The 24762-nt window shown below is 66.3% G+C and carries 16 protein-coding genes; 8 read left to right on the top strand and 8 right to left on the bottom strand.

Features of this window, described 5'->3' with window-relative positions; genetic code table 11:
• Positions 1-770: 770 nt before the first annotated feature.
• The 3 genes from uvrA to OKW35_RS41415 all read right to left on the bottom strand — a co-directional run bounded on the left by uvrA (position 771) and on the right by OKW35_RS41415 (position 9483).
• Positions 771-6719, bottom strand: coding sequence for an excinuclease ABC subunit UvrA (gene uvrA / locus OKW35_RS41405; RefSeq protein ID WP_429555061.1), 5949 nt, complete (start codon positions 6717-6719; stop codon positions 771-773).
• 221 nt (positions 6720-6940) lie between these two features.
• Positions 6941-8455, bottom strand: coding sequence for an amino acid racemase (locus OKW35_RS41410; protein ID WP_429555062.1), 1515 nt, complete (start codon positions 8453-8455; stop codon positions 6941-6943).
• A 137-nt stretch (positions 8456-8592) separates the two neighbouring features.
• The gene (locus OKW35_RS41415) at positions 8593-9483 is read right to left on the bottom strand and encodes a LysR family transcriptional regulator (protein ID WP_429555063.1); all 891 of its coding nucleotides are present in this window, start codon (positions 9481-9483) and stop codon (positions 8593-8595) included.
• 118 nt (positions 9484-9601) lie between these two features.
• Here OKW35_RS41415 and OKW35_RS41420 point away from each other — a divergent pair, with 118 nt between their 5' ends.
• Complete coding sequence (locus OKW35_RS41420; protein WP_429555064.1) at positions 9602-10345, top strand: SDR family oxidoreductase; 744 nt, start codon at positions 9602-9604, stop codon at positions 10343-10345.
• An 84-nt stretch (positions 10346-10429) separates the two neighbouring features.
• On the opposite strand, the gene OKW35_RS41425 is transcribed toward OKW35_RS41420, so the two are convergent.
• The 3 genes from OKW35_RS41425 to OKW35_RS41435 form a co-directional block, all read right to left on the bottom strand.
• Positions 10430-11455 carry an aldo/keto reductase gene (locus OKW35_RS41425; RefSeq protein ID WP_429356929.1) on the bottom strand — a complete coding sequence of 342 codons (1026 nt, stop codon included), beginning with the start codon at positions 11453-11455 and terminating at the stop codon, positions 10430-10432.
• Between the two features lie 68 nt (positions 11456-11523).
• Positions 11524-13263: a tetratricopeptide repeat protein gene (locus OKW35_RS41430; RefSeq protein ID WP_429406735.1), complete on the bottom strand. Its 1740-nt coding sequence runs from the start codon at positions 13261-13263 to the stop codon at positions 11524-11526.
• 110 nt (positions 13264-13373) lie between these two features.
• Positions 13374-13949: a DUF4142 domain-containing protein gene (locus OKW35_RS41435; protein ID WP_429292583.1), complete on the bottom strand. Its 576-nt coding sequence runs from the start codon at positions 13947-13949 to the stop codon at positions 13374-13376.
• 350 nt (positions 13950-14299) lie between these two features.
• Between OKW35_RS41435 and OKW35_RS41440 the strand changes: the two genes are divergently transcribed.
• Positions 14300-15292, top strand: coding sequence for a chemotaxis protein (locus OKW35_RS41440; protein ID WP_090803881.1), 993 nt, complete (start codon positions 14300-14302; stop codon positions 15290-15292).
• Positions 15293-15329: 37 nt separating this feature from the next.
• Here OKW35_RS41440 and OKW35_RS41445 read toward each other — a convergent pair whose 3' ends face one another.
• Together OKW35_RS41445 and OKW35_RS41450 are read right to left on the bottom strand one after the other, a co-directional pair.
• Complete coding sequence (locus OKW35_RS41445) at positions 15330-16415, bottom strand: asparaginase (RefSeq protein WP_429555065.1); 1086 nt, start codon at positions 16413-16415, stop codon at positions 15330-15332.
• 56 nt (positions 16416-16471) lie between these two features.
• Entirely contained in the window at positions 16472-17734 is a 1263-nt protein-coding gene (locus OKW35_RS41450) for an MFS transporter (protein ID WP_187629182.1), read from the bottom strand.
• 537 nt (positions 17735-18271) lie between these two features.
• On the opposite strand from OKW35_RS41450, the gene OKW35_RS41455 reads away from it, so the two are divergent.
• The 6 genes from OKW35_RS41455 to OKW35_RS41480 are packed head-to-tail and all read left to right on the top strand — an operon-like array spanning position 18272 to position 24350.
• A complete protein-coding gene (locus OKW35_RS41455) occupies positions 18272-21073 on the top strand; it encodes a monovalent cation/H+ antiporter subunit A (RefSeq protein ID WP_429406749.1) in 2802 nt (933 codons plus the stop codon).
• Complete coding sequence (locus tag OKW35_RS41460) at positions 21073-21405, top strand: Na+/H+ antiporter subunit C (protein ID WP_090803875.1); 333 nt, start codon at positions 21073-21075, stop codon at positions 21403-21405. The genes OKW35_RS41455 and OKW35_RS41460 overlap by 1 nt, the downstream gene beginning before the upstream one ends.
• Positions 21402-23183 (top strand): monovalent cation/H+ antiporter subunit D, encoded by a 1782-nt coding sequence (locus tag OKW35_RS41465; protein WP_429555066.1) that lies wholly within the window; start codon positions 21402-21404, stop codon positions 23181-23183. The genes OKW35_RS41460 and OKW35_RS41465 overlap by 4 nt, the downstream gene beginning before the upstream one ends.
• Positions 23184-23185: 2 nt before the next feature.
• Entirely contained in the window at positions 23186-23680 is a 495-nt protein-coding gene (locus OKW35_RS41470) for a Na+/H+ antiporter subunit E (RefSeq protein ID WP_429555067.1), read from the top strand.
• The gene (locus tag OKW35_RS41475) at positions 23674-23949 is read left to right on the top strand and encodes a K+/H+ antiporter subunit F (protein ID WP_018418609.1); all 276 of its coding nucleotides are present in this window, start codon (positions 23674-23676) and stop codon (positions 23947-23949) included. Before OKW35_RS41470 ends, OKW35_RS41475 begins: the two co-directional genes overlap by 7 nt.
• Positions 23950-23957: 8 nt before the next feature.
• Complete coding sequence (locus tag OKW35_RS41480; RefSeq protein WP_090803870.1) at positions 23958-24350, top strand: Na+/H+ antiporter subunit G; 393 nt, start codon at positions 23958-23960, stop codon at positions 24348-24350.
• Positions 24351-24762: the final 412 nt, after the last annotated feature.

Below are 24762 nucleotides of genomic sequence, written 5' to 3' on the forward strand. Positions count from 1 at the left end.
TGCGGACCCCGATTTGCCCCGCCATCAGACGGAACGAGAGAATGCGTTATTACGGCGAAAAAACAGACACACGCCGCATAAAGGATTAAGCGTGATGTTAGCGGAATGGATCGCTATAGTAAATTTGAAAAACGAGTTTCATCAGGACAGCCCATGTCTGAGGAAAAGCGGTTATTGAGCGATTGATATGAGCGCGCGACACGCCGGGCAACTATGCAAGCCGCGCGATGAGCTTGAGGAGATCTTACCGCAAAGCCTTGATGGACGGCACTCTCGCGCATTCGGACAAAGTTGCCGATAATGCGAAGCCCGGCCATTGCGCGTTACCGAGTACGCTTCTTGCGCGGTTCAAAAATGTTTCAATTGTGAACTGCTTATCGCCCTATTATGTCCGGGCAATTCGGTAGTTTATTCGCAAAGCGTAAATTTATTGCCCGCGGCATTAGGCATTTGCGTGGCATTCGCTCCGCACCACAAATTAATATCCAAATGCTGATTTATCAGGGGATCTAAAAATGTTTCTATTTTGAAACATCGCTGACCTCTTTCGTATGATTTAAACGCGCGCATGCGCCACGTTGATCGAACCTCGGATGATTGGATGCAGCGCAGCAATCATGTGTGGCGGACACGCGACGAGGCGCCGGCCGTTGCAACCTGCGAAGTTGCAACGGCATCCCTGATGCGCGCGTCTGGGAATGCGAGCAAACAGTCGGCTGGGGAACGGCATCGCGGCGCGCAACGGCCGCGCCACCGCTCGTCACCGTGCCTCAGCCATTCGTCCCTTCGCCGGCCAGCGTCGACGTAGCGGCCGTGCGCGCGAGCACCGGCCGCAGAGCCGCGCCCGTGTGACTCGCGGCCACGCGCGACAGGCTTTCCGGATCCGTTGCCGCAACGATCGTACCGCCGCCCACGCCGCCCTCCGGACCGAGGTCGATGATCCAGTCCGCCTCGGCGATCACGTCGAGATCGTGCTCGATGACGACGACGCTATGCCCGCCATCCACGAGCCGGTGCAGCACGCGAATCAGCTTCGCGACGTCCGCCATGTGCAGGCCGACCGTTGGCTCGTCGAGCACGTACAGCGTGTGCGGCGGCTTCTGGCCACGCCGCGTGATGTCGTCGCGCACCTTGCTCAGCTCGGTGACGAGCTTGATGCGCTGCGCCTCGCCGCCCGACAGCGTCGGCGATGGCTGGCCGAGCGTCAGATAGCCGAGCCCGACGTCTTTCATCAGTTGCAGCGGATGCCCGATGTTCGTAATCGACGCGAAGAACTCGACCGCTTCGTCGATTTCCATGGTCAGCACGTCGCCGATGTTCTTGCCGCGCCACGTGACCGCGAGTGTCTCCGGATTGAAGCGCTGGCCGTGGCAGACGTCGCACGGCACCTTCACGTCGGGCAGGAAGCTCATGCCGATCGTGCGCACGCCCTGGCCCTCGCACGCGGGGCAACGGCCCTCGCCCGTGTTGAACGAGAAACGCGACGCGGTATAGCCGCGCGCGCGTGCCTCCAGCGTGCCCGCGAACAGCTTGCGGATCGCATCCCACACGCCGATGTAGGTGGCGGGACACGAACGCGGCGTCTTGCCGATCGGCGTCTGATCGACTTCCAGCACGCGGTCGATGCTCTCCCAGCCGGTGACCGAATCGCAGCCCTGCCATATGTGCGTGACGTTCAGCGGCGCACGCGGCGCCGAGCGCGCGAGCACGCTCGAACGCCGGTTCGCGGCCGACTTCTCCCCGGCGGCCGCACGCGCGCGGCGCGTGGCCGGCGACGACAGCACTGAGCGCCCGACCGCATCGAGCAGATTGGTCATCAGCACGTCGCGCGCGAGCGTCGATTTGCCGGAGCCGCTGACGCCCGTCACCGCGACGAGCCGCGCGAGCGGAATGCCGACCGTCACGTCGCGCAGGTTATGCAGCTTGCCGCCATGCACGGTGAGCCAGTTCTCCGGCACCGCGGCCGCACGCTTGCCCGGCGCGACGACCTCGCGGCGCGGCTGCAGCGGATGCACGATCGGCTGCGCGAGGAAACGCCCGGTCAGCGAATCGGGCTGCGCGGACAGGTCCGCGACGCTGCCCTGCGCGATCAGCGTGCCGCCGCGCTTGCCCGCGCCCGGCCCGATATCGATGATGTGATCCGCGCGCCGGATCGTATCTTCGTCATGCTCGACGACGACGAGCGTATTGCCCTTGTCGCCGAGCTTGCGCAGCGCGTTCAGCAGAATCTGGTTGTCGCGCGGATGCAGACCGATGGTCGGCTCGTCGAGCACGTAACACACGCCCTGCAGATTGCTGCCGAGCTGCGCGGCGAGCCGGATGCGCTGCGCTTCGCCGCCCGACAAACTCGGCGCCGCGCGATCGAGGCTCAGATAGCCGAGCCCGACTTCTTCGAGGAACTGCAGCCGGCTGCCGATTTCGCTGACCACGTCGCGCGCGATTTCGGCGTCGCGGCCCGTCATCCGCAGCGTATCGATCCACGCGCGCGTGTCGGACACGGTCCATTGCGCGACGTCGACGATCGCCTGCGAGTCGAACGTGACCGCGCGCGCGACCGGATTCAGACGCGTGCCCGCGCAATCCGGACACGGCTCGTCGACGAGTCCTTCCGGTTCCTGCTCCTCCGAGGGCAGGCTCTGCTCGCGACCGCGATTGTCGTCGTCGACGATCGTGTCGTCGTACGCGGCCCGCTGCTCGCGCGTCAGCGACAGCCCCGTGCCGACGCAGCTCGTGCACCAGCCATGCTTGCTGTTGTACGAGAACATGCGCGGATCGAGCTCGGGGTAGCTCGTGCCGCACGCCGGACACGCGCGCTTCGTCGACAGCACCTTCACGTCGCCGAGCTTCGCGGTGGACTCGCCGCCGTTGAGCGCGTCGTGCAGACCGTCGAGCGGCGCGAGCAGATGCATGATGCCTTTACCGATGTCGAGCGTCTGATCGAGCGCTTCGCGCAGCTCCGCTTCGTGATCGGCCGAGATGACGAGGTCAGCGACCGGCAGCTCGATCGTGTGCTCGCGGAAACGGTCGAGCTTCGGCCACGGATCGACCGGCACGAATTCGCCGTCCACACGCAGATGCGTATTGCCGCGCGCTTTTGCCCATTTCGCGAGGTCCGTATAGACGCCCTTGCGGTTCACGACGAGCGGCGCGAGGAAGCCGACGTGCTGGCCCTTGTGATCGCGCAGCAACTGCGCCGCGATCGATTCGGCGCTTTGCGACGTGACCGGCGTGCCGTCGTGAATGCAGTGCTGCAAGCCGAGCTTCACGTACAGCAGACGCAGGAAGTGCCACACCTCCGAGGTCGTGGCGACGGTACTCTTGCGACCGCCGCGCGAGAGCCGCTGCTCGATCGCGACGGTCGGTGGAATGCCGTACACCGCGTCGACTTCGGGCCGTCCGGCTGGCTGCACGATCGAGCGCGCGTACGCGTTCAACGATTCGAGGTAGCGCCGCTGACCTTCGTGGAACAGGATGTCGAACGCGAGCGTCGATTTGCCCGAGCCCGACACGCCGGTGATCACGTTGAACTTGCCGTGCGGAATGTCGACGTCGAGCGCCTTCAGGTTATGCTCGCGCGCGTTGACGATGCGCACCACGTCCTCGCCTTCGATCGCGCGACGTGCGCGGGCCGCGCTCAGGGCCTTCTGCAGCGGGATGCCCTGGGGCTCCGCCGCGGTTGCGGTGTCCATCGCGCGGTCGTATTGCAGCAACGCCTCGCCAGTATGCGATTCGGCGCACGCTTTCACTTCGTCCGGCGTGCCCGCGCACAACACGCGGCCACCGCCGTCGCCGCCTTCGGGACCGAGGTCGATGATCCAGTCGGCCGCGCGGATCACGTCGAGATTGTGCTCGATTACGATCAGCGAATGACCGCTCGCGAGCAGCTTGCCGAACGCCTGCATCAGCTTCGCGATGTCGTCGAAATGCAGACCCGTGGTCGGTTCGTCAAACATGAACAGACGCTTCGCGATCACCTGCTTCGCGCCGCGTGCGCCGCGCGCCTGTGCCGACTCCGCGAGAAAGCCCGCGAGCTTGAGCCGCTGCGCCTCGCCACCCGACAGCGTCGGCACGGGCTGGCCGAGCTTCACGTATTCGAGCCCGACGTCGACGATCGGCTGCAGCACGCGCAATACTTCGGCGTCCTGCGCGAAGTACGCGGCAGCCTCGCTGACGGTCAGTTCGAGCACGTCGGCAATGCTCAACCCGCGCGCCGGCTGGTCGCGCTCGATCTTCACCTCCAGAATTTCCGCGCGATAACGGCGCCCGTCGCAATCGGGGCAGCGCAGGTACACGTCGGAGAGGAACTGCATTTCGATGTGCTCGAAGCCCGAGCCGCCACAGGTCGGGCAGCGGCCGTCGCCCGAATTGAAGCTGAACATGCCGGGGCCGTAGCCGCGCTGTTGCGCGAGCGGTGCCTTCGCGAACAGCTTGCGGATTTCGTCGAACGCGCCGACGTAGCTGGCCGGATTCGAGCGTGCGGTCTTGCCGATCGGCGACTGGTCGACGAACACGACGTCGGTGACCTGGTCCGCGCCGTTCAGCGCCTTGAACGCGCCCGGCGCTTCGGTGGCGAGCCCGAAGTGGCGCGCCATCGCCGGATACAGCACGTCCTGCAGCAGCGTCGATTTGCCGGAACCCGACACGCCGGTCACGCAGACGAGCCGCTGCAATGGAATTTCGACCGTGACGTCGCGCAGATTGTGCTCGCTCGCGCCTTCGAGCACGATGCGCGGCGTGCTTGCGTCGACCGCGCGACGCGACCAGTGCGCGGCATCCGCGACATGGCGCCGGCCGCCGAGGTACTCGCCGGTCAGCGTGCCGGTCGAGCGAATCGCCTCGGGCGTGCCGTCGAAAATGATCGAGCCGCCGCGCTCGCCCGGTCCCGGACCCATGTCGATGAGCCGGTCCGCCGCGAGCATCACCGACGGATCATGCTCGACCACGACCAGCGTATTGCCCGCGTCGCGCAGCCGGTGCATCGCTTCGACGATGCGGTTCAGGTCGCGCGGGTGCAGGCCGATGCTCGGCTCGTCGAGCACGAACAGCGTCTTGGTCAGCGACGTGCCGAGCGCGGTGGTCAGGTTGATACGCTGCACCTCGCCGCCCGACAGCGTGCGGCTTTGCCTGTCGAGCGTCAGATAGCCGAGACCGACGTCGCATAGATACTTGAGGCGCGTGCGCACTTCGGCGAGCAGCAGCTTCAGCGCGTCGTCGAGCAACGCGCTCGGCAGTGTGATGTCGTTGAAGAAGCGGCGGATGCGCTCGATCGGCATCAGCATGAGATCGTGCACGGTCAGGCCCGGCAACGCCTCGAGCTGCGCGCGCGACCACTTCACGCCGCGCGGCATGAAGCGCTGCGCGGGCGCGAGCACGTCGTTCGCATTGGCCTTGCTGCCGAGGCGCCACAGCAGCGATTCGGTTTTCAGACGCGCGCCGCCGCAGGTTTCGCACGGCGTGTAGCTGCGGTATTTCGACAGCAGCACGCGGATATGCATCTTGTACGCCTTCGATTCGAGATAGTCGAAGAAGCGTTTGACGCCGTACCAATGCGTCTGCCACTTGCCGTTCCAGTCCGGCGAGCCGTTGATGACCCAGTTGCGTTCGCGCTCGCTGAGCTCGCCCCACGGCGTGTCGCGGCGGATGTCGGCTTTCGCCGCGTAGCGCATCAGGTCGTCCTGGCACTCCTTCCACGCGGGCGTCTGCATCGGCTTGACCGCACCTTCGCGCAGCGTCTTGCGCGCGTCGGGGATCACGAGACCGAGGTCGACGCCGATCACGCGGCCAAAACCGCGGCAGGCATCGCAAGCGCCATAGGCCGAGTTGAACGAGAACAGCGCGGGCTGCGGATCGGCATAGCGCAGATCGCTTTCGGGGCTGTGCAAGCCGGTGGAGAAACGCCAGATGCGCGGCTCGGCGGCTTCGGCCTGCGGCTCGCCCGAGGTAGCCGGCAGCACGTAAATATTGACGCGCCCGCCGCCGCGCTTCAGCGATGCCTCGATCGCCTCGATCGCGCGTGCTTTATCCACCGAGCGCAGCCGGAAGCGGTCGGCGACGACGTCGAGCAGCTTGCGCTTGCCGGTCGGCGAATCGACTTCGCGCTGCGCCTGCACGCGCGTATAGCCGCTCGCCGACAACCACTGCTCGACCTCCTGCGCGGACGCCGACTCCGGCAGCTCGACCGGGAACGTGACGACGAGCCGCGGCTCCTCCTGAGCGGTGCGCTCGAGCAGTTCCGCGTAGATCGTCTCCGGCGTGTCGTGCCGCACCAGATACGCGCTCTGGCGGTCGAACAGCTCGGCCGCGCGCGCGTACAGCAGCTTCAGGTGATCGTTGAGCTCGGTCATCGTGCCGACCGTGGAACGTGAGCTGCGCACCGGGTTGGTCTGGTCGATCGCGATGGCGGGCGGCACGCCGTCGACGCGGTCGACCTGCGGCCGATCCATCCGGTCGAGGAACTGGCGCGCGTACGCGCTGAAGGTTTCGACGTAGCGGCGCTGGCCTTCCGCATACAGCGTGTCGAACACGAGGCTCGACTTGCCCGAGCCGGACGGCCCCGTGACGACCGTCATTTCGCCGGTGCGCACGTCGAGGTCGACGTTTTTCAGGTTGTGCTGGCGGGCGCCGCGAATGCGGATCGTGCCCTGGATCTTGTTGCCGCTCGGGTTGCCGCCTTGGGGAGTGTCAGCGAGGGTGTCAAGGGTTGCGTCGTTGGAGGACAATTTTTCCGACCGTCTGAAGGAGTGGGTCACCTCTCACGGCCGGCTCTCGCGACCGCGCAAGTTCGGTGCAGCCGGGTCGGCGCGAGGAGCGCCCGGAAGCCTGGCTGTAGGGGGATACTATACTGTATGTTTATACAGTTTTCCATGGCTGGCTCGGGCGCGCCTTGACCTCTGGATCGGCGGCGAGGCGCAAACGGCTGCGCCGCGGTCACGCCACCCGACTAGCCCAGCGCGCTTTCAACCCGCGAGCGCCCGGCCGCATCCGGCGTCGCGCAACCCGCCGGTGTGCCACACGCGACACCGTCGCCATGCGCATACGCAACGCAGCGCCTCGCCAGCACGTCGGTCGGATCGACCAGCCGCACCACGCGCCCGCCCGGACACGCGAGCACCGGCTCACGCAACAGCAACGGCAACTCGGTGCACGCGAGCACGATCACCTGCACGCCCTGCGCGAGCAGATCGTCGACGGCCGCCGCGAGGTCGTCGCAACAGTCGCCCGACGTGTGCCCCGCCTTCACGCCGCGCGGGCCGTAGATCGCGTTCATCAGACGCGCTTGCGCAGTGGCGGACGGCGCGATCTGCACCAGGCCGCGCGCGTCGAGCGCCTGTTCGTAGACGCGGCTCGCGAGCGTACCCGAGGTGGCCAGCACGCCCACTTCGCGCAGACCCGGAAAGGTCTCGCGCAGATAATCGGCGGTACAGGTCAGCATATTGACGATCGGCACGCGCAGCGCCGGCTGGAGCCGCTCGACGAACGCATGCGCGGTATTGCACGGAATCGCGATCAGATCCGCGCCGCCGTCCTCGAGCGTCTTGCAGGCCGCGTACAGCGCGAGGGTGGGATCGTCGCCGCGCTCGAGCAGCGCCGCGGTGCGGTCGGGGATCTGCGGATTCTGCTCGACCATGATCCGGATATGGTCCTGGTCGCGCGCGGCCGGCGTGTTGCGCACGACCTTGGCCATGAAATCGACGGTCGCGGCCGGCCCGATGCCGCCGACCACGCCGAGGCGGAACGCCCGCTCCGGCTGCGTGTACTGCGCCGCCGCGACATAGCGCGCATACACCTGGTTCGTATCGACGAGCGGCACCTCGATGCGCCCGAGCGCGCGCAGCACGAGGCCGATCTCCGCGAGCCCCGGCACGATCACGTCGACGCCCTGCGCGACCAGATCCGCGCACGCCGCGCGCAACAGCTCGACGGGCCGCCCGTGCAGGCGCCCATCGCGGATGCCCCCGACACCGAAGACGGCGCTCGTCACGCCGTCGAAACCGGTGTCGTTGCGCGGATAGCACACGTCGAACTGCCCGGCTTCGAAGTAGCGCTCGAACAGGCCGTTCGTGCGAATCGCCGCCGACGTCAGCACGCCGATTCGGCGCGCCGACGGATAGGTGCGCCGCACGTGCGCGGACAGCGCGGTCATGATGTTGGCGACCGGCACGCTGACGTTGGCCGCGAGTTCGTCGATGAAGGTATGGCTCAGAAAGCAAGGCAGCACGATCGCGTCGACACCGCGTTTTTCGAACGCGCGCATCGTGTCGAACACGTGGATCTTGAACTGCGGGTCCGTCGCCTCGGGCGCGGCGGGCCCCTGCCACGCGCGCGGTTCGAAAATCAGATCGAAGGGGCGCGCCTCGCCTGGCCGGCGCGACGCCATGCTCATCCGGCTGAGGATGTCGGCACTGGCGAACTGCGCCGCGCCCGTCGCCACACCCAGCGAACGAAAACGATTCATGATCAGATCCCCCGGTCGTTCTGTGCGTCCACCCTCGATCACGGGCGGCTTTCTGCGCTCTTGAGAATGACATTATGCGAGGCGCACATGTCCAGGCGTTAACCACGAAAACGCATTCCTTTGCGTTTTTCGCTCCCTCAGTTCACCGCCTCGAAAATCTCCCGCAGCCACTGCGCGAACACCCGCACGCGCGACGACAACTGCCGGTTCTGCGGATACAGCACCGACACCGGCATCGGTGGCGGCGGATAGTCCGCCAGAATGACCCGCAGCCGCCCCGCCGCCAACTCGCCATCCACGCGGTAACGCGGTACCTGCACGATGCCGAGCCCGGCGAGGGCCGCGCCCGTGTACAGTTCGGCGCCGCTGACCGACACCGCCGACGGCAGCACGAGCGCGGCATCCCGCCCGTCGACGCGGAATTCGAGCGGCACCGGCTTGCCGGTCGCGCTCGACACGTAGTTGACCGCGCGATGCGTCGACAGCGCGTCAGGATCGGCCGGCTCGCCATACGTGGCCAGATACGCGGGACTCGCGACCGTCACCTGCTGCAGTTGCGCGACGCGCCGCCCGACCATTGACGAATCCTGCAGCACGCCCGCGCGCAGCACGCAATCGATGCCCTCGCGCACGAGGTCGACGAGCCGGTCGTCCTCGCCGATCATCAGCTCGATGTCGGGAAAGCGCGCGAGAAACGCGGGCAGCGCCGGCACCACGAAGTGTCGCGCGAGCGTGCCCTGCACGTTCACGCGCAACAGCCCCTTTGGCGCGAGATTGGAAAACGCCCCCTCGGCCTCCTCCAGATCGGCGATCAGGCGCACGCAGCGCTGGTAGTGCGCTTCACCGTCGGGCGTGAGCCGCACCGTGCGGGTCGTGCGTTCGAGCAACCGCGCGCCGAGCCGCTGCTCGAGGCGCTTCATCAGGTTGGTGACGGTCGCGCGCGGAATTTGCAGATCGTCGGCGGCGCGCGTGAAGCTCTGGCGCTCGGCGATCCGCACGAATACGCGCATTTCCTCGAAACGGTCCATAGCGGCGGATTATTAAAGCAAATGGAATGATGATGGCGAGTCTAACCGGATTATCTCCGCGCGCAAAGCGTTCATGATTCACCTCACCGATCCACGACCTTCTATGAGGAAACCAATCATGAGCACGAACCCACAACCGAAAGTCGCCATCGTCACGGGCGCATCGCGCGGCATCGGCACGGCGATCGCACAGCGGCTCGCGAACGACGGCTACGCGGTCGCCGTCAACTACGCAGCGAGCGCGGGCGAAGCCGGCGCGCTCGTCGGCGCGATCCGCGAAGCTGGCGGCAAGGCGGCCGCGGTGCAAGCCGACGTGTCGAAGCCCGGCGACGTACGTCGCATGTTCGAAATCACCGAACGCGAACTCGGCAAGGTGGATGTGCTCGTCAACAACGCGGGCGTGATGAAGCCCACGCCGCTCGCCGACACGCCCGACGCACTCTACGACCAAACCTTCGACATCAACGTGCGCGGCACCTTCAACACGCTGCGCGAAGCGGCCGCGCGCCTGAACGACGGCGGGCGCATCGTCAATTTCTCGACCAGCGTGCTCGCGCTGAACCTGCCCGGCTATGGCATCTACACGGCGACCAAGGCGGCCGTCGAAGCGTTCACGCGTGTGTTCGCGAAGGAACTGCGCGGGCGCAACATCACGGTGAATGCGCTCGCGCCGGGACCGATCGCGACCGCGCTGTTCCTCGAAGGCAAGACCGACGAGCAGATCGAGACGTTCGCGAAGATGCCGCCGCTGCAACGCCTCGGCGAGCCGGAAGACGTGGCGGGCGTGGTCGCGTTTCTGGTCGGCCCGGATGCGGGTTGGGTCAATGGGCAGGTATTGCGGGCCAATGGCGGTTTGGCTTGATGGGATGCGCTGGTCCAGCGTGCGGCCGCGCTGGACCAGCGCATTGCGCCGGCTGCGGCGCCTGGAACGTGGTCGACCCGCCGCTCAAACCGCCTTTGGATTGCGTTCCGCGAAGCCTTCCTGATGCCAGTACGGATACGCGGGGCGCACCGTGCTGGCCGCATCGAGCTTCGCGACCTGCTCCGGCGTCAGATTCCAGCCGACCGCGCCGAGGTTTTGCCGCAGTTGCTCCTCGTTGCGCGCGCCGATCAACAGCGTCGCGACGGTCGGCCGTTGCAGCAGCCAGTTCAGCGCGATCTGCGGCACGGTCTTGCCGGTTTCGGCGGCAATTTCGTCGAGCGCGTCGAGCACGTGGAACAGATAGTCTTCCGGCACCGGCGGCCCCATGTCGGCGGTCTTGTGCAGACGGCTCGTCTCCGGCAGCGGCTGGCCGCGCTTGAGCTTGCCGGTCAAGCGGCCCCAGCCGAGCGGGCTCCACACCACGGCACCGACGCCCTGGTCGACACCGAGCGGCATCAGCTCCCACTCGTAGTCGCGCCCGACCAGCGAGTAGTAGGTCTGATTCGCGACATAGCGCGGATAGCCGTAACGGTCGGCGATATCGAGCGACTTCATCAGATGCCAGCCGGAGAAATTCGACACGCCGATATAGCGGATCTTGCCCGCGCGCACGAGGTCGTCGAGCGTGGACAGCACTTCGGGGATCGGCGTTTTCGCGTCGAAGCCGTGCAACTGGAACAGGTCGATGTAATCGGTTTGCAGACGCTTGAGCGCTGAATCGACCGCCTGGATCAGATGGAAGCGCGACGAGCCGACGCCGTTCGGATCGTCGTCGAAACGAAACGTCGCCTTGGTCGACAGGATCGCCTTGTCGCGCTTGCCCTTCAGCGCCTCGCCGAGCACCGACTCGGACGCGCCCTTCGAATAGATGTCGGCGGTGTCGAACATCGTGACGCCCGCGTCGAAGCAGATGTCGATCAGACGCCGCGCTTCGGCGACGTCGGTCGCGCCCCACGCCTGGAAAAATTCACCCTTGCCGCCGAATGTACCGGTGCCGAGACTCAGCACCGGCACCTTGAAACCCGATGCACCCAGATGTCTGTATTCCATTGAAGAACTCTCCGTGGCATTGCCATCGATGAACGGAAGTTCAGTCTACGCGTCTCCGCCCGAAGGCGTCACGAAGGCGTGGCGCTCAGATTCACCAATGCATCGCGCACGGCATCGATCACGCCGCCCCAATCGCCGAGCGCCGGTTGACGGAACAGACGTGCGCACGGGTACCACGGCGTGTCGCTGCGTTCGAGCAACCAGCGCCAGCAGGTGTCGAAGCGGTTCAGGATCCAGACGGGTTTGTCGAGCGCGCCGGCCAGATGCGCGGTGGAGGTGTCGACCGAAATCACCAGATCGAGACTGGCGACGAGCGCGGCGGTATCGGCGAAATCGTGCAGCAGCCCGGTGTAATCGGCGACGCGTTCACCGTAGGCGCTTTCGGCTAATTGCGGCGCGGCCGCGCCCTTCTGCACGCTGAAGAAGCGAACGTTCGGCACCTCGAGGAGCGGCGCGAGTTGCTCGAACGTGAGCGACCGACGCGCGTCGATCTTGCGCAGCTCGGCGATATGCGCGCGGTTCTCGCCGGCCCAGACGAGGCCGACTTTCAGCGGCCTGATTGCGTTGGCATCCGCGTTGATGTTGCCGTCGTGTTCGATCCGCTCACGCCATTCGCTGACGGCCGCCGGCTGCGCAAAAAGATACGGCGTCGCCGCCGGAATGCTCGCTTCGTTCGTGCCGAACGCAAGCGGCAAGCTCAGCAGCGGGCAATGACAATCGAACGGCGGCAACGGCTGCCCCGCTTCGATCAACTGATCGACACCATCGAGCGTCGACAGCAATCGCAACAACGCGCCCGGCACTTCGAGCACGACCTTCGCGCCGAGCTTCGCAACGAGCGGCGCATAGCGGCAGAACTGCAACGTATCGCCCAGGCCCTGCTCCGCATGCAGCAGAATCGTTTTGCCGTCGAGCGGAACGTCGCCGAGCCACAACGGCTGCGCGAACGCGCGCCTGCCGGCCTTGATGCGGCTGCGCTCCCAACGCCATTCGTATTCGCGCCAGCCGGTATCGAAGCGGCCCATTTGCAGCAGGCACAGCGCCTGGTTCCAGTGCGTTTCGACCGACGCCGGATTCAACGCAAGCGCGCGCTGATAGCTCGACAACGCCTGTTCGCGCTGATTCAGATCGATCTGCGCGAGACCGAGGTTGTTCCATGCATCGACGAAAGCAGGCGCAAGTTCCAGCGCGCGTTGGTAGCAGTGTCGTGCTTCGTGCGGCTGGTTCAGATCGCCGAGCACGTTGCCGCGATTGCTCCACGCATCCGGATAGTTCGGCTGCAACGCGAGCGCCTGGTCGCAGCTATCGAGCGCATCGGCATAGCGGCCGAGATCGCGCAGCACGCATGCGCGATTGTTCCACGCCGGCGCAAACTCCGGCACGAGCGAAAGCGCGCGTTCGTAGCTCGCGAGCGCATCGAGCGGACGGTTCAGCGCCGCCAATGCGTTGCCGCGATTGTTCAACGCATCGGCGAATTTCGGCTGCATCGCGAGCGCCCGCTCGGCACACGCGAGCGCTTCGTCATGGCGCTGCAACGCGTTCAGCGCATAGGCGAGATTCGAATGCACGGCCGGCTGTCTCGCGTTGACCACGAGCGCCTTCTTCAGCAGATCGATGCCTTCCTGCAAGCGGCCCGTTTGCAGCGCGAGTTCGCCGAGCCAGCGCAACGCGTCGCCATGCTTCGGCTTCAGTTCGAGTATCTCGCGATACAACTCCTCGGCTTCGACGAGCGCGCCGTTCTGCTGGAGCGCGACGGCTTGTCGAAGCAGATGGTCCAACTGTTGCGGCAGACTGGCGTGCTTGCTCATGCGGTACCTGGAATCGGAGGCGCGAAGAATCGTCGGAAGAAGCGCACGATTATCGCCGAAAAGCCCGGGTTCGAAGTACCGCCGCCTGCCGCGTAGCGACGTGACGCCGCTTATTGCGCGGCCACGGACAGATGCTTGCGCTTCGCGAGATCCTGCGCCATCGCATAGTGCTGCTGGATCGTCGGCAGCGCCTGTTTCGCGGCGGCCTTCAACTGCTCGTCGCGGCCCGCTGCGATTTCCGCCTGGAAAGCGGACAGTGCCTTCTGTTCACCCGCGAGCGCGACCTGCTCGATGTACACCTTGTCGAAGTCCGCGCCGCGCAGATGGTTGATGCTGGCGAGCACGGCCGCATCGGGATCGTTCTTCGGCACGTCGACACCGCGCGGACTCGCCGCGCGCAACGCGTCGGTGATCCTGGCGTCGTCGCTCGACACGCGCTCGGCGAAGGCCTTCACGTCGCGGTCGGCCGAACGCGCGGTGGCGATACGCGCGGCATCGCGCTGCGTCGCGACGGCTTGCGTGCCGTCCGCGATGAAGGTCTGGTCGGCGGCATGCAGGCGGCCCGTGTCCGTGGACGCGGCGCTCTGCGCGCTGGCCACCGAGGCGGCCGTCAGAAGACCACCGAAGCAGGCAACGGCGGCGATGCGGGCCAAAGCGACGGAAGGGACGGAAGGCAGGCGGATCATACGTTCTCCTTGAGGTGAAAGCATCTGAAAGCAAAACGACGGACACGTGTGCGCCGCGAACGAAGCGTGCGATGCAAAACGCTGCGGACTGCTTGCGAGCCCAGCGCGGCGCCACGCTTTTATCGCTGCCGATTCTAGAAGCCACCCCGTCGGGCAGGTGAAACGCTGCTGTCGCTTCTGTAACCTTAGGTAACCCTCATATGAATGCGCACACGTTTGCCGTATTCGTGTGAATCGCGCGAGCCGCTCGACGCTGCCACGCAGTGCTGAATTTTTCGCCATCGGCGCCGATAACCAGATACAGGCACGCTCAGCACCGCTCAGCACCGCAATTCTGGAGAACGATTCCGATGGCAGACGACCACCGTGCCAATCACGAGCGCCACACCGAACGCAGCAACCTGACGAGCTCCAACAAGTTCGAGCTGCTGCTATACCGCCTCGGCCACGTGCCGGGCAGCGACGCGCACGAGTTGTATGGGATCAACGTGTTCAAGGTGCGCGAAATCTCGACGATGCCGACCGTCACGCCGATCGCCGGATCGTCGCCTTACGTGATGGGCGCGGTCGACATTCGCGGGCAGATCATCCCCGTGATCGATCTGCCGCGGTTGATGGGCTGCGAGCCGACGCGCGGCCTGAACATCCTGCTGGTCACCGAATTCGCGCGTTCGACGCAGGCCTTCGCGGTCGAGGAAGTCGACGACATCGTGCGACTCGAATGGAACCAGGTGCTGTCGGCCGATGGCTCGGCGGGCGGCAAGCTCGTCACGAGCATCGCGCGCATCGACGGCAATACCGGCGACTCGCGCCTCGCCCAGGTGATCGACGTCGAGCAGGTATTGCGCGACGTGTTCCCGTCGCAGCATCCGAGCGTCGATCCGGCCTCGGTCGGCCAGGCGCTCGGCATCCGCCGCGGCGCGAAGATCCTCGCCGCCGACGACTCCGGCTTCGCGCGCAAGCTGATCGAACAGGCGCTCACCGCGATCGGCGCTGACTACATCATGACGAAGACCGGCGAGGAAGCGTGGCAGACGCTGCAGCAGGTCGCGCGCGAAGCGCAGAAAAACGGCGCGCGCGCGAAAGACACCATCGCGCTCGTATTGACCGATCTGGAGATGCCGGAGATGGACGGCTTCATGCTGACGCGCCAGATCAAGGCCGATGAACGCACGCGCGATATTCCGGTGATCATTCACTCGTCGCTGACGGGCGCGGCCAATGAGGCGCACGTGAAGAACGCGGGCGCCAACGGCTATGTCGCGAAGTTCGCGGCGAGCGAGCTCGCCGATGCGATCCGTGATGCGCTGGGTGCCGCGCCGGCGAAGGCGGCGGCGGCTTGAGCTCTGGGGTGTCGAGCAGTGAATCGGGTTGCCGCGCTCAACGATGCGCGGCAAGCTCGATCGAGAAGTCCATCCGGCCGATCTCGACGCCCATCGTGTTGAGGCGCCGCGGCGCATGAAAGCCGTCGAGCGCCGCGCGTTGTTCAGGCGTACCGATATCGAGCACGGCGAGCAATTCGGCGGTGACCGCGTAGAGCACGGTGGGATTGCCGTCCTCGATCTTCAGCGCGATGCCTAGCGCGCCCTTCGCGCCGAGCCGCGCGGTCTGCCGCGATGCGCGTACGCCGATCGCATAGCTGCCGTCCGCGCCGACCTTGCCGACCAGCGCGCCATCGAAAGCCCGCATCAGCAGCGTACAGAAGCGCCCCTCCCCGCCGACCAGTTCCGGGTACGACGTCATCGCGCGATAGATGCGCGCGAGCGCGGCCGCGCGCGGCGTCGTCGCGGCGGCTTCGGTTTCCTGTTGATCCTGCGCCGCCGCGAGCTTCGCGAACAGACGTGCGAGCCGGTCGAGCGCAAACGCCGGCGTCGGCAGATTGCAGCCGTCGATCGCCCATTGCACGCCCTCGTCGGGCAGATCGCAGACGCTCGCGACCGTCTGCTTCACACGCACCTGCAACGGATGCCCGGGCAGCTCATAGCCGGCGAGCGCCGCGCCGATCGAACCCGCGCCGGCCAGCATGCCCGCGTGCTTGCCCGAACAGTTGCTGCACACGCCGGTGGGCGTAAAGCCGCGCCGGATCCAGTCGACGTACACCGCATCCGATAACGGCGGATGGCCGCCGCAACGCAGATCGGCCTCGCTCGCCTGCGCTTTCGCGAGCATGCCGCGCGTACGTTCGATATGACGCGGCTCGCTGCTGTGCGATGCGCACATCAGCGCGAGATCGGCTTCGTCGAAACCGCAACGCTCGAGCGCGCCGGTTTCGAGCACCGCGAGCGCCTGGGCCGGCTTCGCCGCGGAACGCGCGAGCGTCATGCGCGCGGCGTCGCCGAACGAATACAGCAGACGACCGTCCCCATCGACGACCGCGACGTGCGCGAGATGCGTGTTCTCGACGGATTCGCCACGATAGATCGTCGCCGCGACCGGCGCGGCGGGGTGCAGTTCGGACTGGCTCATGTGGTTCGTCTCCTCGTCGTGTCATGGATCGGGCGATGGCGCCCAGGCCCTGGCAATCAGGCGCTCGCCGCGAGCGCCTCTTCGCGCTCGAGCGTGCGCGTGTGCCGCAGTTCGGGAAAGAACCGCATCCACAACAGCGCGATCGCGATCGTCGCGACACCGCCGACCAGCACCGCCGGCTGCGCGCCCCACCATCCCGCGGTCAGGCCCGATTCGAACTCGCCCAATTGATTCGACGTCCCGATGAACAACGAATTGACCGCGCTGACGCGGCCGAGCATTTCATCGGGCGTGCGCAATTGCACGAGCGACAGCCGCACCACCACGCTGATCGTGTCCGACGCGCCGAGCACCATCAGCGCGAACAACGACACGAGGAACTGATGCGACAGCCCGAACACGATCGTCGCGATGCCGAACGCGATCACGCCGCCGAACATCGCCGCGCCGGGCCGGTTGCGCAATGGAAAATGCGCGAGCCAGATCGTGCCCGCGAGCGCGCCGATCGCCGTGCCCGAGCGCAACAGGCCGAGACCGAGCGGGCCCGCGTGCAGCACGTCGCGCGCGAAGATCGGCAGCAACGCGGTCGCGCCGCCGAACAGTACCGCGAACAGATCGAGCGACAGCGCGCCGAGAATCACCGGCTCGCGACGAATGAACGCGATGCCCGAAAAGATCGATTCGAGCGTGACGGGCGCGCGGCTCGCCGGCTTCATCTGCAACGGAATGCTCCACACCGACGCGGCCGCCGCCGCGAACGTCAGCGTGCACGCGAGATACGCGGCACCGGGACCGATGCCGTACAGCAGACCACCGAGCGCGGGCCCGGCGATCTGCGCGGTCTGATTGGCGGACGTCGCCCACGCGGTCGCCTTCGGCAGATAGCCGCGCGGCACCACGGCCGGCAGCAGCGACGCCACGGCCGGCGATTCGAACGCGCGCGACGCGCCGACGCAGGCAGCCAGCACGTAGATGACCGGCGCGCTGATCCAGCCGCCGAAGGTGCCGATCGCGAACAGCAATGCAGCGACACTTTCGAGGCTCTGGCAGACGGCGGCGATGCGGCGGCGATCGTAACGATCGGCGACATGGCCGACGACGAGCGTCAGCAGGAACATCGGCAGAAACTGCGCGAGGCCGACGAGGCCAAGTGCGAACGCGCTATGCGTGAGCGCGTAGACATGCCAGCCCATCGCGACCGCGAGCATCTGGAACGACAGCGACGACAGGATGCGGGTGCACCAGAAACGCTGGAACGGCGGGTGTTTCGGCAGGCTGAAATGCGGGGAATCGGCGGGATCGATGGAGGCTGGGGGCATCGGTTGTTGCTCGTGACGGGGCGCATCGGGGCGTGAGTTGGGCGGGCGCTAGTTTAGAGCAAGACCGGAGGGCATGCACAAAGGAGGCGGATCTCGAACCAGTGGAGACGCCCATCGTCGAAATGGGGGCCATACCTAAACCGTAGCCCGGCACATCGGACACCCATGTGCCATCGAAAAGATTGAAAGCCAAAGTGTGGCCTGGCTCTTCAGTTGCATACAGATCCAGTTCAGTTCCTTTCAATTTGGCGCCTCGATTGATCGTCAAGTTTGCCGATTACGGTGCATCAGCGCGCCGTATGTCACGCGACGGGCGTTAAATCGAACGCGCGTCCGCATCAATGGGCACGATTGGGCATCAGTCTGGCTCGCCGCGCGCTTCGCGGTGGGTATTTATGCTTGATGTACCGATGTGAACTGCCGGGCTGTTTGCGGCTATGATTGTGCCCCGTGGGCAGCCGCCCGGCTGGCGGCACGCCGGCCCAGTCCCACCGGCCAGCCACACCGTCTAACACTCGAACTCCCGGAGGGCATCGAATGGTACTGGGGTGGCTCGTCCTACTTCCGTTCATGGCCGCGGCGCTCATTGCGCTCACGAGGCCGCGCGCCGCCGCGCTCTGCACCTGGATCGCGTTCGCGACGGCGCTGTTCGGCTGCGCGCTGCTGCTGAGCGAGCGCGTGGGCATGGGCGACCACGACGTGCTGCAATGGCGCCATGAGTGGATGCCCGACATCGGCCTCGCGCTGTCGCTGCGCCTCGATGGCCTCTCGTTCATGTTCGCGTTGCTCGTACTCGCGATCGGCCTGCTCGTCTTCATCTACGCACGCTACTACCTCGCCGGCAGCGATTCGTTGCCGCGTCTGTACCTGCTGCTACTGCTCTTCATGGGCGCGATGCTCGGCATCGTGCTGTCGAACAACCTGCTGCTGCTCGTCATCTTCTGGGAACTGACGAGCCTCGTCTCGTTCCTGCTGATCGGCTTCTGGCCATCGCGGCCCGACGCGAGGCGCGGCGCACGCATGGCGCTCACCATTACCGGCGCGGGCGGTCTCGCGCTGCTTGCGGCCGTGCTGTTGCTCGGCCACGTATGCGGCAGCTACGAGCTGAACGACGTGCTCGCCCAGCTTGACAAGGTGCAGCACGATCCGCTCTACCCGGCCATTCTGCTGCTCACGCTGTTCGCGGCGTTCACGAAGTCGGCGCAGTTTCCTTTTCACTTCTGGCTACCGCACGCGATGTCGGCGCCCACACCCGTGTCGGCCTATCTGCATTCGGCGACGATGGTGAAGGCCGGCGTGTTCCTGCTCGCGCGTCTCTATCCGCTCTTCGAAGGTACCCACCTATGGGCATACACGGCGACAGTGGCCGGGCTCGTCACGCTGGTGGGCGGCGCGGGGTTGGCGTTGTTGCAGCGCGATCTGAAGGGCCTGCTCGCCTATTCGACCATCAGCCATCTCGGCCTGATCGTGCTGCTGTTCGGCCTCGACACGCAGCTCTCGACTGTCGCCGCGCTCTTTCACACGGTCAACCACGCGGTGTTCAAGGCGTCGCTCTTCATGGCCGCGGGCATCGTCGATCACGAAACCGGCACGCGCGATCTGGGCCGTCTGCGCGGCCTGCGCAGGTACATGCCGCATACGGCCGTGCTCGCGAGCGTCGCGTCGCTGTCGATGGCCGGCGTGCCGCTGCTCAACGGTTTTCTCTCGAAGGAAATGTTCTTCGGCGAAACACTCGCGCAAAGCATGTTCGGGCCGCTGAACCTCGCCGTGCCGGTCATCGCGATCGTGGCGGCGGCGCTCTCCGTGGCGTACTCGCTACGTTTCGTCTGGGGCGTGTTTTTCGACGGCGAGACGCCGCGCGATCTGCCGCACTATCCGCCGCACGAGGCGCCGCGCTTCATGCGGCTGCCGGTCGAGATTCTCGTGGCGCTGTGCCTGCTGATCGGCCTGTTCCCGCAGCAAAGCATCGGCAGGCTGCTCGAGTCGGCCGCGTGGGTCACGCTCGGCGGCAAGCTGCCCGACTACAGCCTGAGCCTGTGGCACGGCGTCAATACGCCGCTCGTGATGAGCGCGGTGTCGTTCGCGGCGGGTGCGGCGCTCTTTTTCCTGCGCCGCAATGCGTTCCGCCACCGTCGCACGGCGCTCACCGAGTTGAACGCGAGCGAAATCTTCGACCGCTTCGTGCAGCGTCTCGAACAGTGCGCCGGCGTGATCGTGCGCTTGTTCGAGACGCGCTCGCTGCCGGCCTACCTCGCATGGATGATCGCGGCGATGCTGATCGTTCCGGGCGTGCCGCTCGTCGCGCTCGACACCTGGAGCGGCAGCCACACGCGCCTGCCGCCCGATCCGTTCACGCTGGGCGGCCTCGTGCTGATGGCGTTGCTCGCCGTCGGCGTGGTGTGCGTGCGTGCGCGCACCCTTTACGCGCTCGTGATGCTGAGCACCTGCGGCCTGCTCGTGTCGCTCGCCTTCGTGCGCTTCTCCGCGCCCGATCTCGCGCTCACGCAGATCTCCGTCGAACTGGTCACGATCCTGCTGCTCGTGCTGGCCGTCTATTTCCTGCCCGCGCTGCAACGCGCCGTCGAGCCGCTCCCCGTCCGGCTGCGCAACGGCGTGCTCGCGCTCGCGGGCGGCGCGCTGCTCGGCGCCGTGTCGTACAGGATCATGACGAGCGCGCCGCTGCCAGGCATCGCTCCGTACTTCCTCGCCAATGCGCTGCCCGGCAGCGGCGGCCACAACGTCGTCAACGTGATCCTCGTGGATTTCCGCGGCTTCGATACGATGGTCGAAATCAGCGTGCTCGTGGTCGCGGGGCTCGCCGTCAAGGCGCTGCTGCGCGGGCTGCGCCTGAAGTCGCCCGATGCGGGGCCGGATGGCCGGCCATGGTCGTCGCAATCGCATCCGCTGATGCTCGCGATCCTCGCCCGGCTGATGCTGCCGCTCACCGTGCTCGTCGCCGTGTTCGTGTTCCTGCGCGGCCACAACCTGCCGGGCGGCGGCTTCATCGCGTCGCTGATCCTCTCGATCGCGTTGTTGCTGCAGTACGTCGCGAGCGGGGTGCTGTGGACCGAGTCGCGCATCCACCTCAACTACCGCGCGCTTGCGGGCTTCGGCATTCTGATCGCCGCGACCACGGGGCTCGGCAGTCTCGCGTTCGGCCAGCCGTTTTTGACCAGTGCGTTCGGGCACCTGCACGTGCCGCTGATCGGAGAGATCGAACTGTCCACGGCGATGCTGTTCGATCTCGGCGTAACGGGCGCGGTGGTCGGCACGACGCTCACGATCGTCTCGCACCTCGGCGTACGCGACAAGGACATGCAGTCCGTGGAGAAAAGCTGATGGAAGCCGCCTTTGCCATCGCGATCGGCGTGCTTTGCGCGTGCGGCATCTACCTGCTGCTGTGCGCACGCGTGTTGCCGGTGATTCTCGGCATCACGCTGTTCTCGTATGCGATCAACCTGTTCCTGCTCGGCATGGGCCGGCTTGCGATCGGCAAGCCAGCGGTCATCGCGGCGGGGGCGCAATACGTCGATCCGGTGCCGCAAGCGCTCGTGCTGACGGCCATCGTGATCGGCTTCGCAATGACGGCCTTCACCGTGGTGCTCGCGCTGCGCTCGTTTTCGATCACGGGCAACGATCACGTCAATGACGAGGAGACGCCCGTCGAATGAACCACGTTCTCCTGCTCCCGATCCTGATTCCGCTCTTTTCCGCGGGCGTCATCGTCGTGCTGCCGCTGCGCGCGAAACGCCTGCAACGCGCGCTGAACGCGCTCGCCATCATCGCGCTGCTGCCCGTCGCGTGCCTGCTGATGGCGCGCGCCGCGCAAGGCGAGATCGCCAGCTACGCGCTCGGCGCATGGCCCGCGCCGTTCGGCATCGTGCTGGAACTCGACCGGCTCGGCGCGCTGATGCTGGTGCTCACCGCCGTGCTGGCGGTCTGCTGCCTGCTCGGCACCTCGAGCGAGGACGCGAGGCGCGGCCGCTATTTCCGTGCGCTGTTCCAGTTCGAGCTGATGGGCCTGAACGGCGCCTTCCTCGCGGGCGATCTCTTCAACCTGTTCGTGTTCTTCGAGCTGCTGCTGATCGCGTCGTACGCGCTGCTGCTGCATGGTGGCGGCGCGCGACGGGTGCGCAACGGGCTGCACTATCTGTTGATGAACCTCGTCGGTTCGTCGTTCTTTCTGGTCGCGATCGGCGTGCTCTACGGCGTCACGGGCACGCTCAACATGGCCGACATGGGCGAACGTCTGGCGCGTCTCGGGCCGGAGTCGCTGCCGCTCGCGCAGTTCGCGGGCGCGACGCTGATGCTCGTGTTCGGCCTCAAGGCCGCCGTGTTTCCGATGTCGTTCTGGTTGCCGCAGGCCTACCGCAGCGCCATCGGCCCGGTGGCCGCGCTGTTCGCGATCATGACCAAGGTCGGCATCTATGCGATGCTGCGCTGCGACGCGCTCGTGTTCGGCGCGGCGGGCGGCGTGCTCGATGCGTTCATGCATCAGTGGGCGTGGTGGCTCGCGATCGCGACGATCGTGTTCGGCGCGCTGGGCGCGTTGGCGGTGTCGAGTCTCAAGACCACGACGGGCTATCTCGTGCTGGTTTCGGTGGGTCTGCTGATCGCGGCGATCGCACTACAGACGCCGCTCGCATGGAGCGCGCTGCTCTACTACCTGATCAGCACGACGCTCTGCACTGGCGCGCTGTTCCTGCTCGCCGACACGCTCGAACCCGAGCAAGCCCCGACCCCGCACGCCGCCCATGCCGCCGTTTCCGCCGATGCCAATTCGATCGAGCCCGGCTCGCTCGAAGCGCTCGACGACGCGGCCGCGGCGGCCATCTCGCCCGCCCCGGACGGCGAAGCGGTGGCGACGCTGGCGCGGGTGCAGCCGCTGCAGGTCGAGACGGCCGGCGCGCTCGCCGTGCTGGTCGGGGAACCGGCTCACACCGAAGCCGAAGCTACGGTCGAAGCGGTCCCGCGCACGCATGCACCGTGGCCATCGAACCTCGCCGCGCTGCTCTATCTGATCGCCGCGGTGGGCGCCGCGGGCCTGCCGCCGCTGTCCGGGTTCCTCGGCAAGGCGATGGTGCTGGCCGCCACGCCGCTCGGCGCGGCAGTCGTGCTGTGGCCGGCCGTACTGCTGTCGAGCCTGCTCTCGATCGTCGCGCTGAGCCGCACGGGCACGCGCCTGATGTGGGCCGCGCCGGCCGCGCGCGCCGCCGCCGGCAAAGAGGAGCGCGCACCGCGTGGCAGTAATGCGAAGCTGGCCGCCTGCGCGATCCTGCTCGGCTGTGTCGTGGCCATCACGCTCGGCGCGGGCGCGGTGCGGCACTATCTCACCGATACGGCGACACAGCTATTCGATCGCGGCGCCTACGTGCACGCGATCCTGCCCGCGGCGCGCTCCTCGCCACCAGCGGCCGCCGCGACCACGGCCGACGCGCAGGGGAACTGACGATGTTGAAAAGGCTCTTCCCCCACCCGTGGCTCGCGGTCTTGCTGATCATCTGCTGGGTTCTGCTGATGAACGACGTCTCGCCGGGCAATCTGCTGCTCGGCGCCGTGCTCGGCTACGTGATCTCTTTTCGCGTCGCCGAAGGCTTGTGGCTGCGACCGGTGCGCTTCGGCCGACCGTGGCTGCTCGTGCTCCTCGCCTGGCATGTGTTGGTCGATATCATCGTGGCCAACGTCGAGGTCGCGCTGCTCGTGCTCGGCCCGACGCAGCGGATGCGCCCGGCATTCATCGAAGTGCCGCTCGACAGCACCCACGAGATCGCGCTCACGGTGCTCATCAGCGTGGTCTCGCTGAGCCCTGGCACGCTGTGCGCCGAACTCAGCGACGACCGCACGCGCCTCTCCGTGCACGTGCTCGATCTCGGCGACGAAGCGGCACTCATCGCGCTCATCAAGTCCCGTTATGAAGCCCCATTGATGGAGATCTTCGCATGCTAGCCATCGTGATTCCGATCTCGCTCGCGATCCTCGGCATCGCGTTCCTGCTCGCGCTGTGGCGCCTCGTGCGCGGGCCGTCGCTGCCCGATCGCATCGTCGCGCTCGACACGCTCAACATCAATGCGATCGCGTTGATCGTCGTGTACGGCATCAGCTTACGCTCGACGGTGCTCTTCGAGGTTGCGCTTCTGATTGCCGTGATGGGTTTCGTGGGTACCGTCGCGCTCACCAAGTACCTGCAGCGCGGCGACATCATCGAACTCAACTAGCGTGAGGTATGCCGATGGAAACTTTTGTCGAAGCGATCGTTTGTTTGCTGCTGCTGGCCGGCAGCCTGTTCACGCTGGTCGGGGCGGTCGGGCTCGCCCGGCTGCCCGACTTCTTCATGCGGCTGCACGGTCCGACCAAGTCGACCACGCTCGGTGTGGGCGGCATCGTGCTCGCGTCGGTGGTGTATTTCAGCGCGCATAACAACTTCGCGAGCCTGCATGAGTTGCTGATTCCGGCGTTTCTGTTTCTCACCGCGCCGATTAGCGCACATATGCTGGCGAAGGCTGGGATTCAGCAGGGAGTGACGCTGTCGGAGGCGACGCGGGGGCGGCCGCCTGTTACGGGCGCTTGCGCGGAACGGGGGAATACGGGGGAGTTGCGGGAGGGGGATGAGGGGTGAGGCTTGTCGAAGCTTCGCGCCTCTCGGGACGATCCCGCGTGCACAAAATTCTCGTTGACCGGACTTTGTGTTCTGTCCCGGCGGATCTATGCGCGAGACCTCGCAGCGCGCGCTCGCGCATTCCGCGGCAAACAACGTTGAGACGGCCACTCACCGAACGGACCTGCTGGAACAACGACGCGCGACGACGGGGGCATGGCCAAACCCTATGTCCACGCTGCGCTATACGAGCGCTGCCTTGCTGAACGGAACCGTTCTTGTCCAGACTGTCCATACGCGCTACGGCGCGCATTCCGGCGCGCACAAATGTTGACATTTCGTTGATCGAAGCGAAAGCCTAAAATCATCCATCGCCCATTCCATACTCCTGTGGACGCCTGCTAGCGTAGCAGCCCCAACAGCTACAGAGGAC

It is taken from the genome of Paraburkholderia sp. MM5477-R1 (assembly GCF_050436385.1).
Taxonomy (GTDB): domain Bacteria; phylum Pseudomonadota; class Gammaproteobacteria; order Burkholderiales; family Burkholderiaceae; genus Paraburkholderia; species Paraburkholderia tuberum.

Excerpts from the sequence above, each read along its gene's own strand:
- OKW35_RS41410 (WP_429555062.1), bottom strand. The coding sequence starts at position 8,455 with ATGAATCGTTTTCGTTCGCTGGGTGTGGCGACGGGCGCGGCGCAGTTC.
- OKW35_RS41415 (WP_429555063.1), bottom strand. The coding sequence starts at position 9,483 with ATGGACCGTTTCGAGGAAATGCGCGTATTCGTGCGGATCGCCGAGCGC.
- OKW35_RS41420 (WP_429555064.1), top strand. The coding sequence starts at position 9,602 with ATGAGCACGAACCCACAACCGAAAGTCGCCATCGTCACGGGCGCATCG.
- OKW35_RS41425 (WP_429356929.1), bottom strand. The coding sequence starts at position 11,455 with ATGGAATACAGACATCTGGGTGCATCGGGTTTCAAGGTGCCGGTGCTG.
- OKW35_RS41430 (WP_429406735.1), bottom strand. The coding sequence starts at position 13,263 with ATGAGCAAGCACGCCAGTCTGCCGCAACAGTTGGACCATCTGCTTCGA.
- OKW35_RS41435 (WP_429292583.1), bottom strand. The coding sequence starts at position 13,949 with ATGATCCGCCTGCCTTCCGTCCCTTCCGTCGCTTTGGCCCGCATCGCC.
- OKW35_RS41440 (WP_090803881.1), top strand. The coding sequence starts at position 14,300 with ATGGCAGACGACCACCGTGCCAATCACGAGCGCCACACCGAACGCAGC.
- OKW35_RS41445 (WP_429555065.1), bottom strand. The coding sequence starts at position 16,415 with ATGAGCCAGTCCGAACTGCACCCCGCCGCGCCGGTCGCGGCGACGATC.
- OKW35_RS41450 (WP_187629182.1), bottom strand. The coding sequence starts at position 17,734 with ATGCCCCCAGCCTCCATCGATCCCGCCGATTCCCCGCATTTCAGCCTG.
- OKW35_RS41455 (WP_429406749.1), top strand. The coding sequence starts at position 18,272 with ATGGTACTGGGGTGGCTCGTCCTACTTCCGTTCATGGCCGCGGCGCTC.
- OKW35_RS41460 (WP_090803875.1), top strand. The coding sequence starts at position 21,073 with ATGGAAGCCGCCTTTGCCATCGCGATCGGCGTGCTTTGCGCGTGCGGC.
- OKW35_RS41465 (WP_429555066.1), top strand. The coding sequence starts at position 21,402 with ATGAACCACGTTCTCCTGCTCCCGATCCTGATTCCGCTCTTTTCCGCG.
- OKW35_RS41470 (WP_429555067.1), top strand. The coding sequence starts at position 23,186 with ATGTTGAAAAGGCTCTTCCCCCACCCGTGGCTCGCGGTCTTGCTGATC.
- OKW35_RS41475 (WP_018418609.1), top strand. The coding sequence starts at position 23,674 with ATGCTAGCCATCGTGATTCCGATCTCGCTCGCGATCCTCGGCATCGCG.
- OKW35_RS41480 (WP_090803870.1), top strand. The coding sequence starts at position 23,958 with ATGCCGATGGAAACTTTTGTCGAAGCGATCGTTTGTTTGCTGCTGCTG.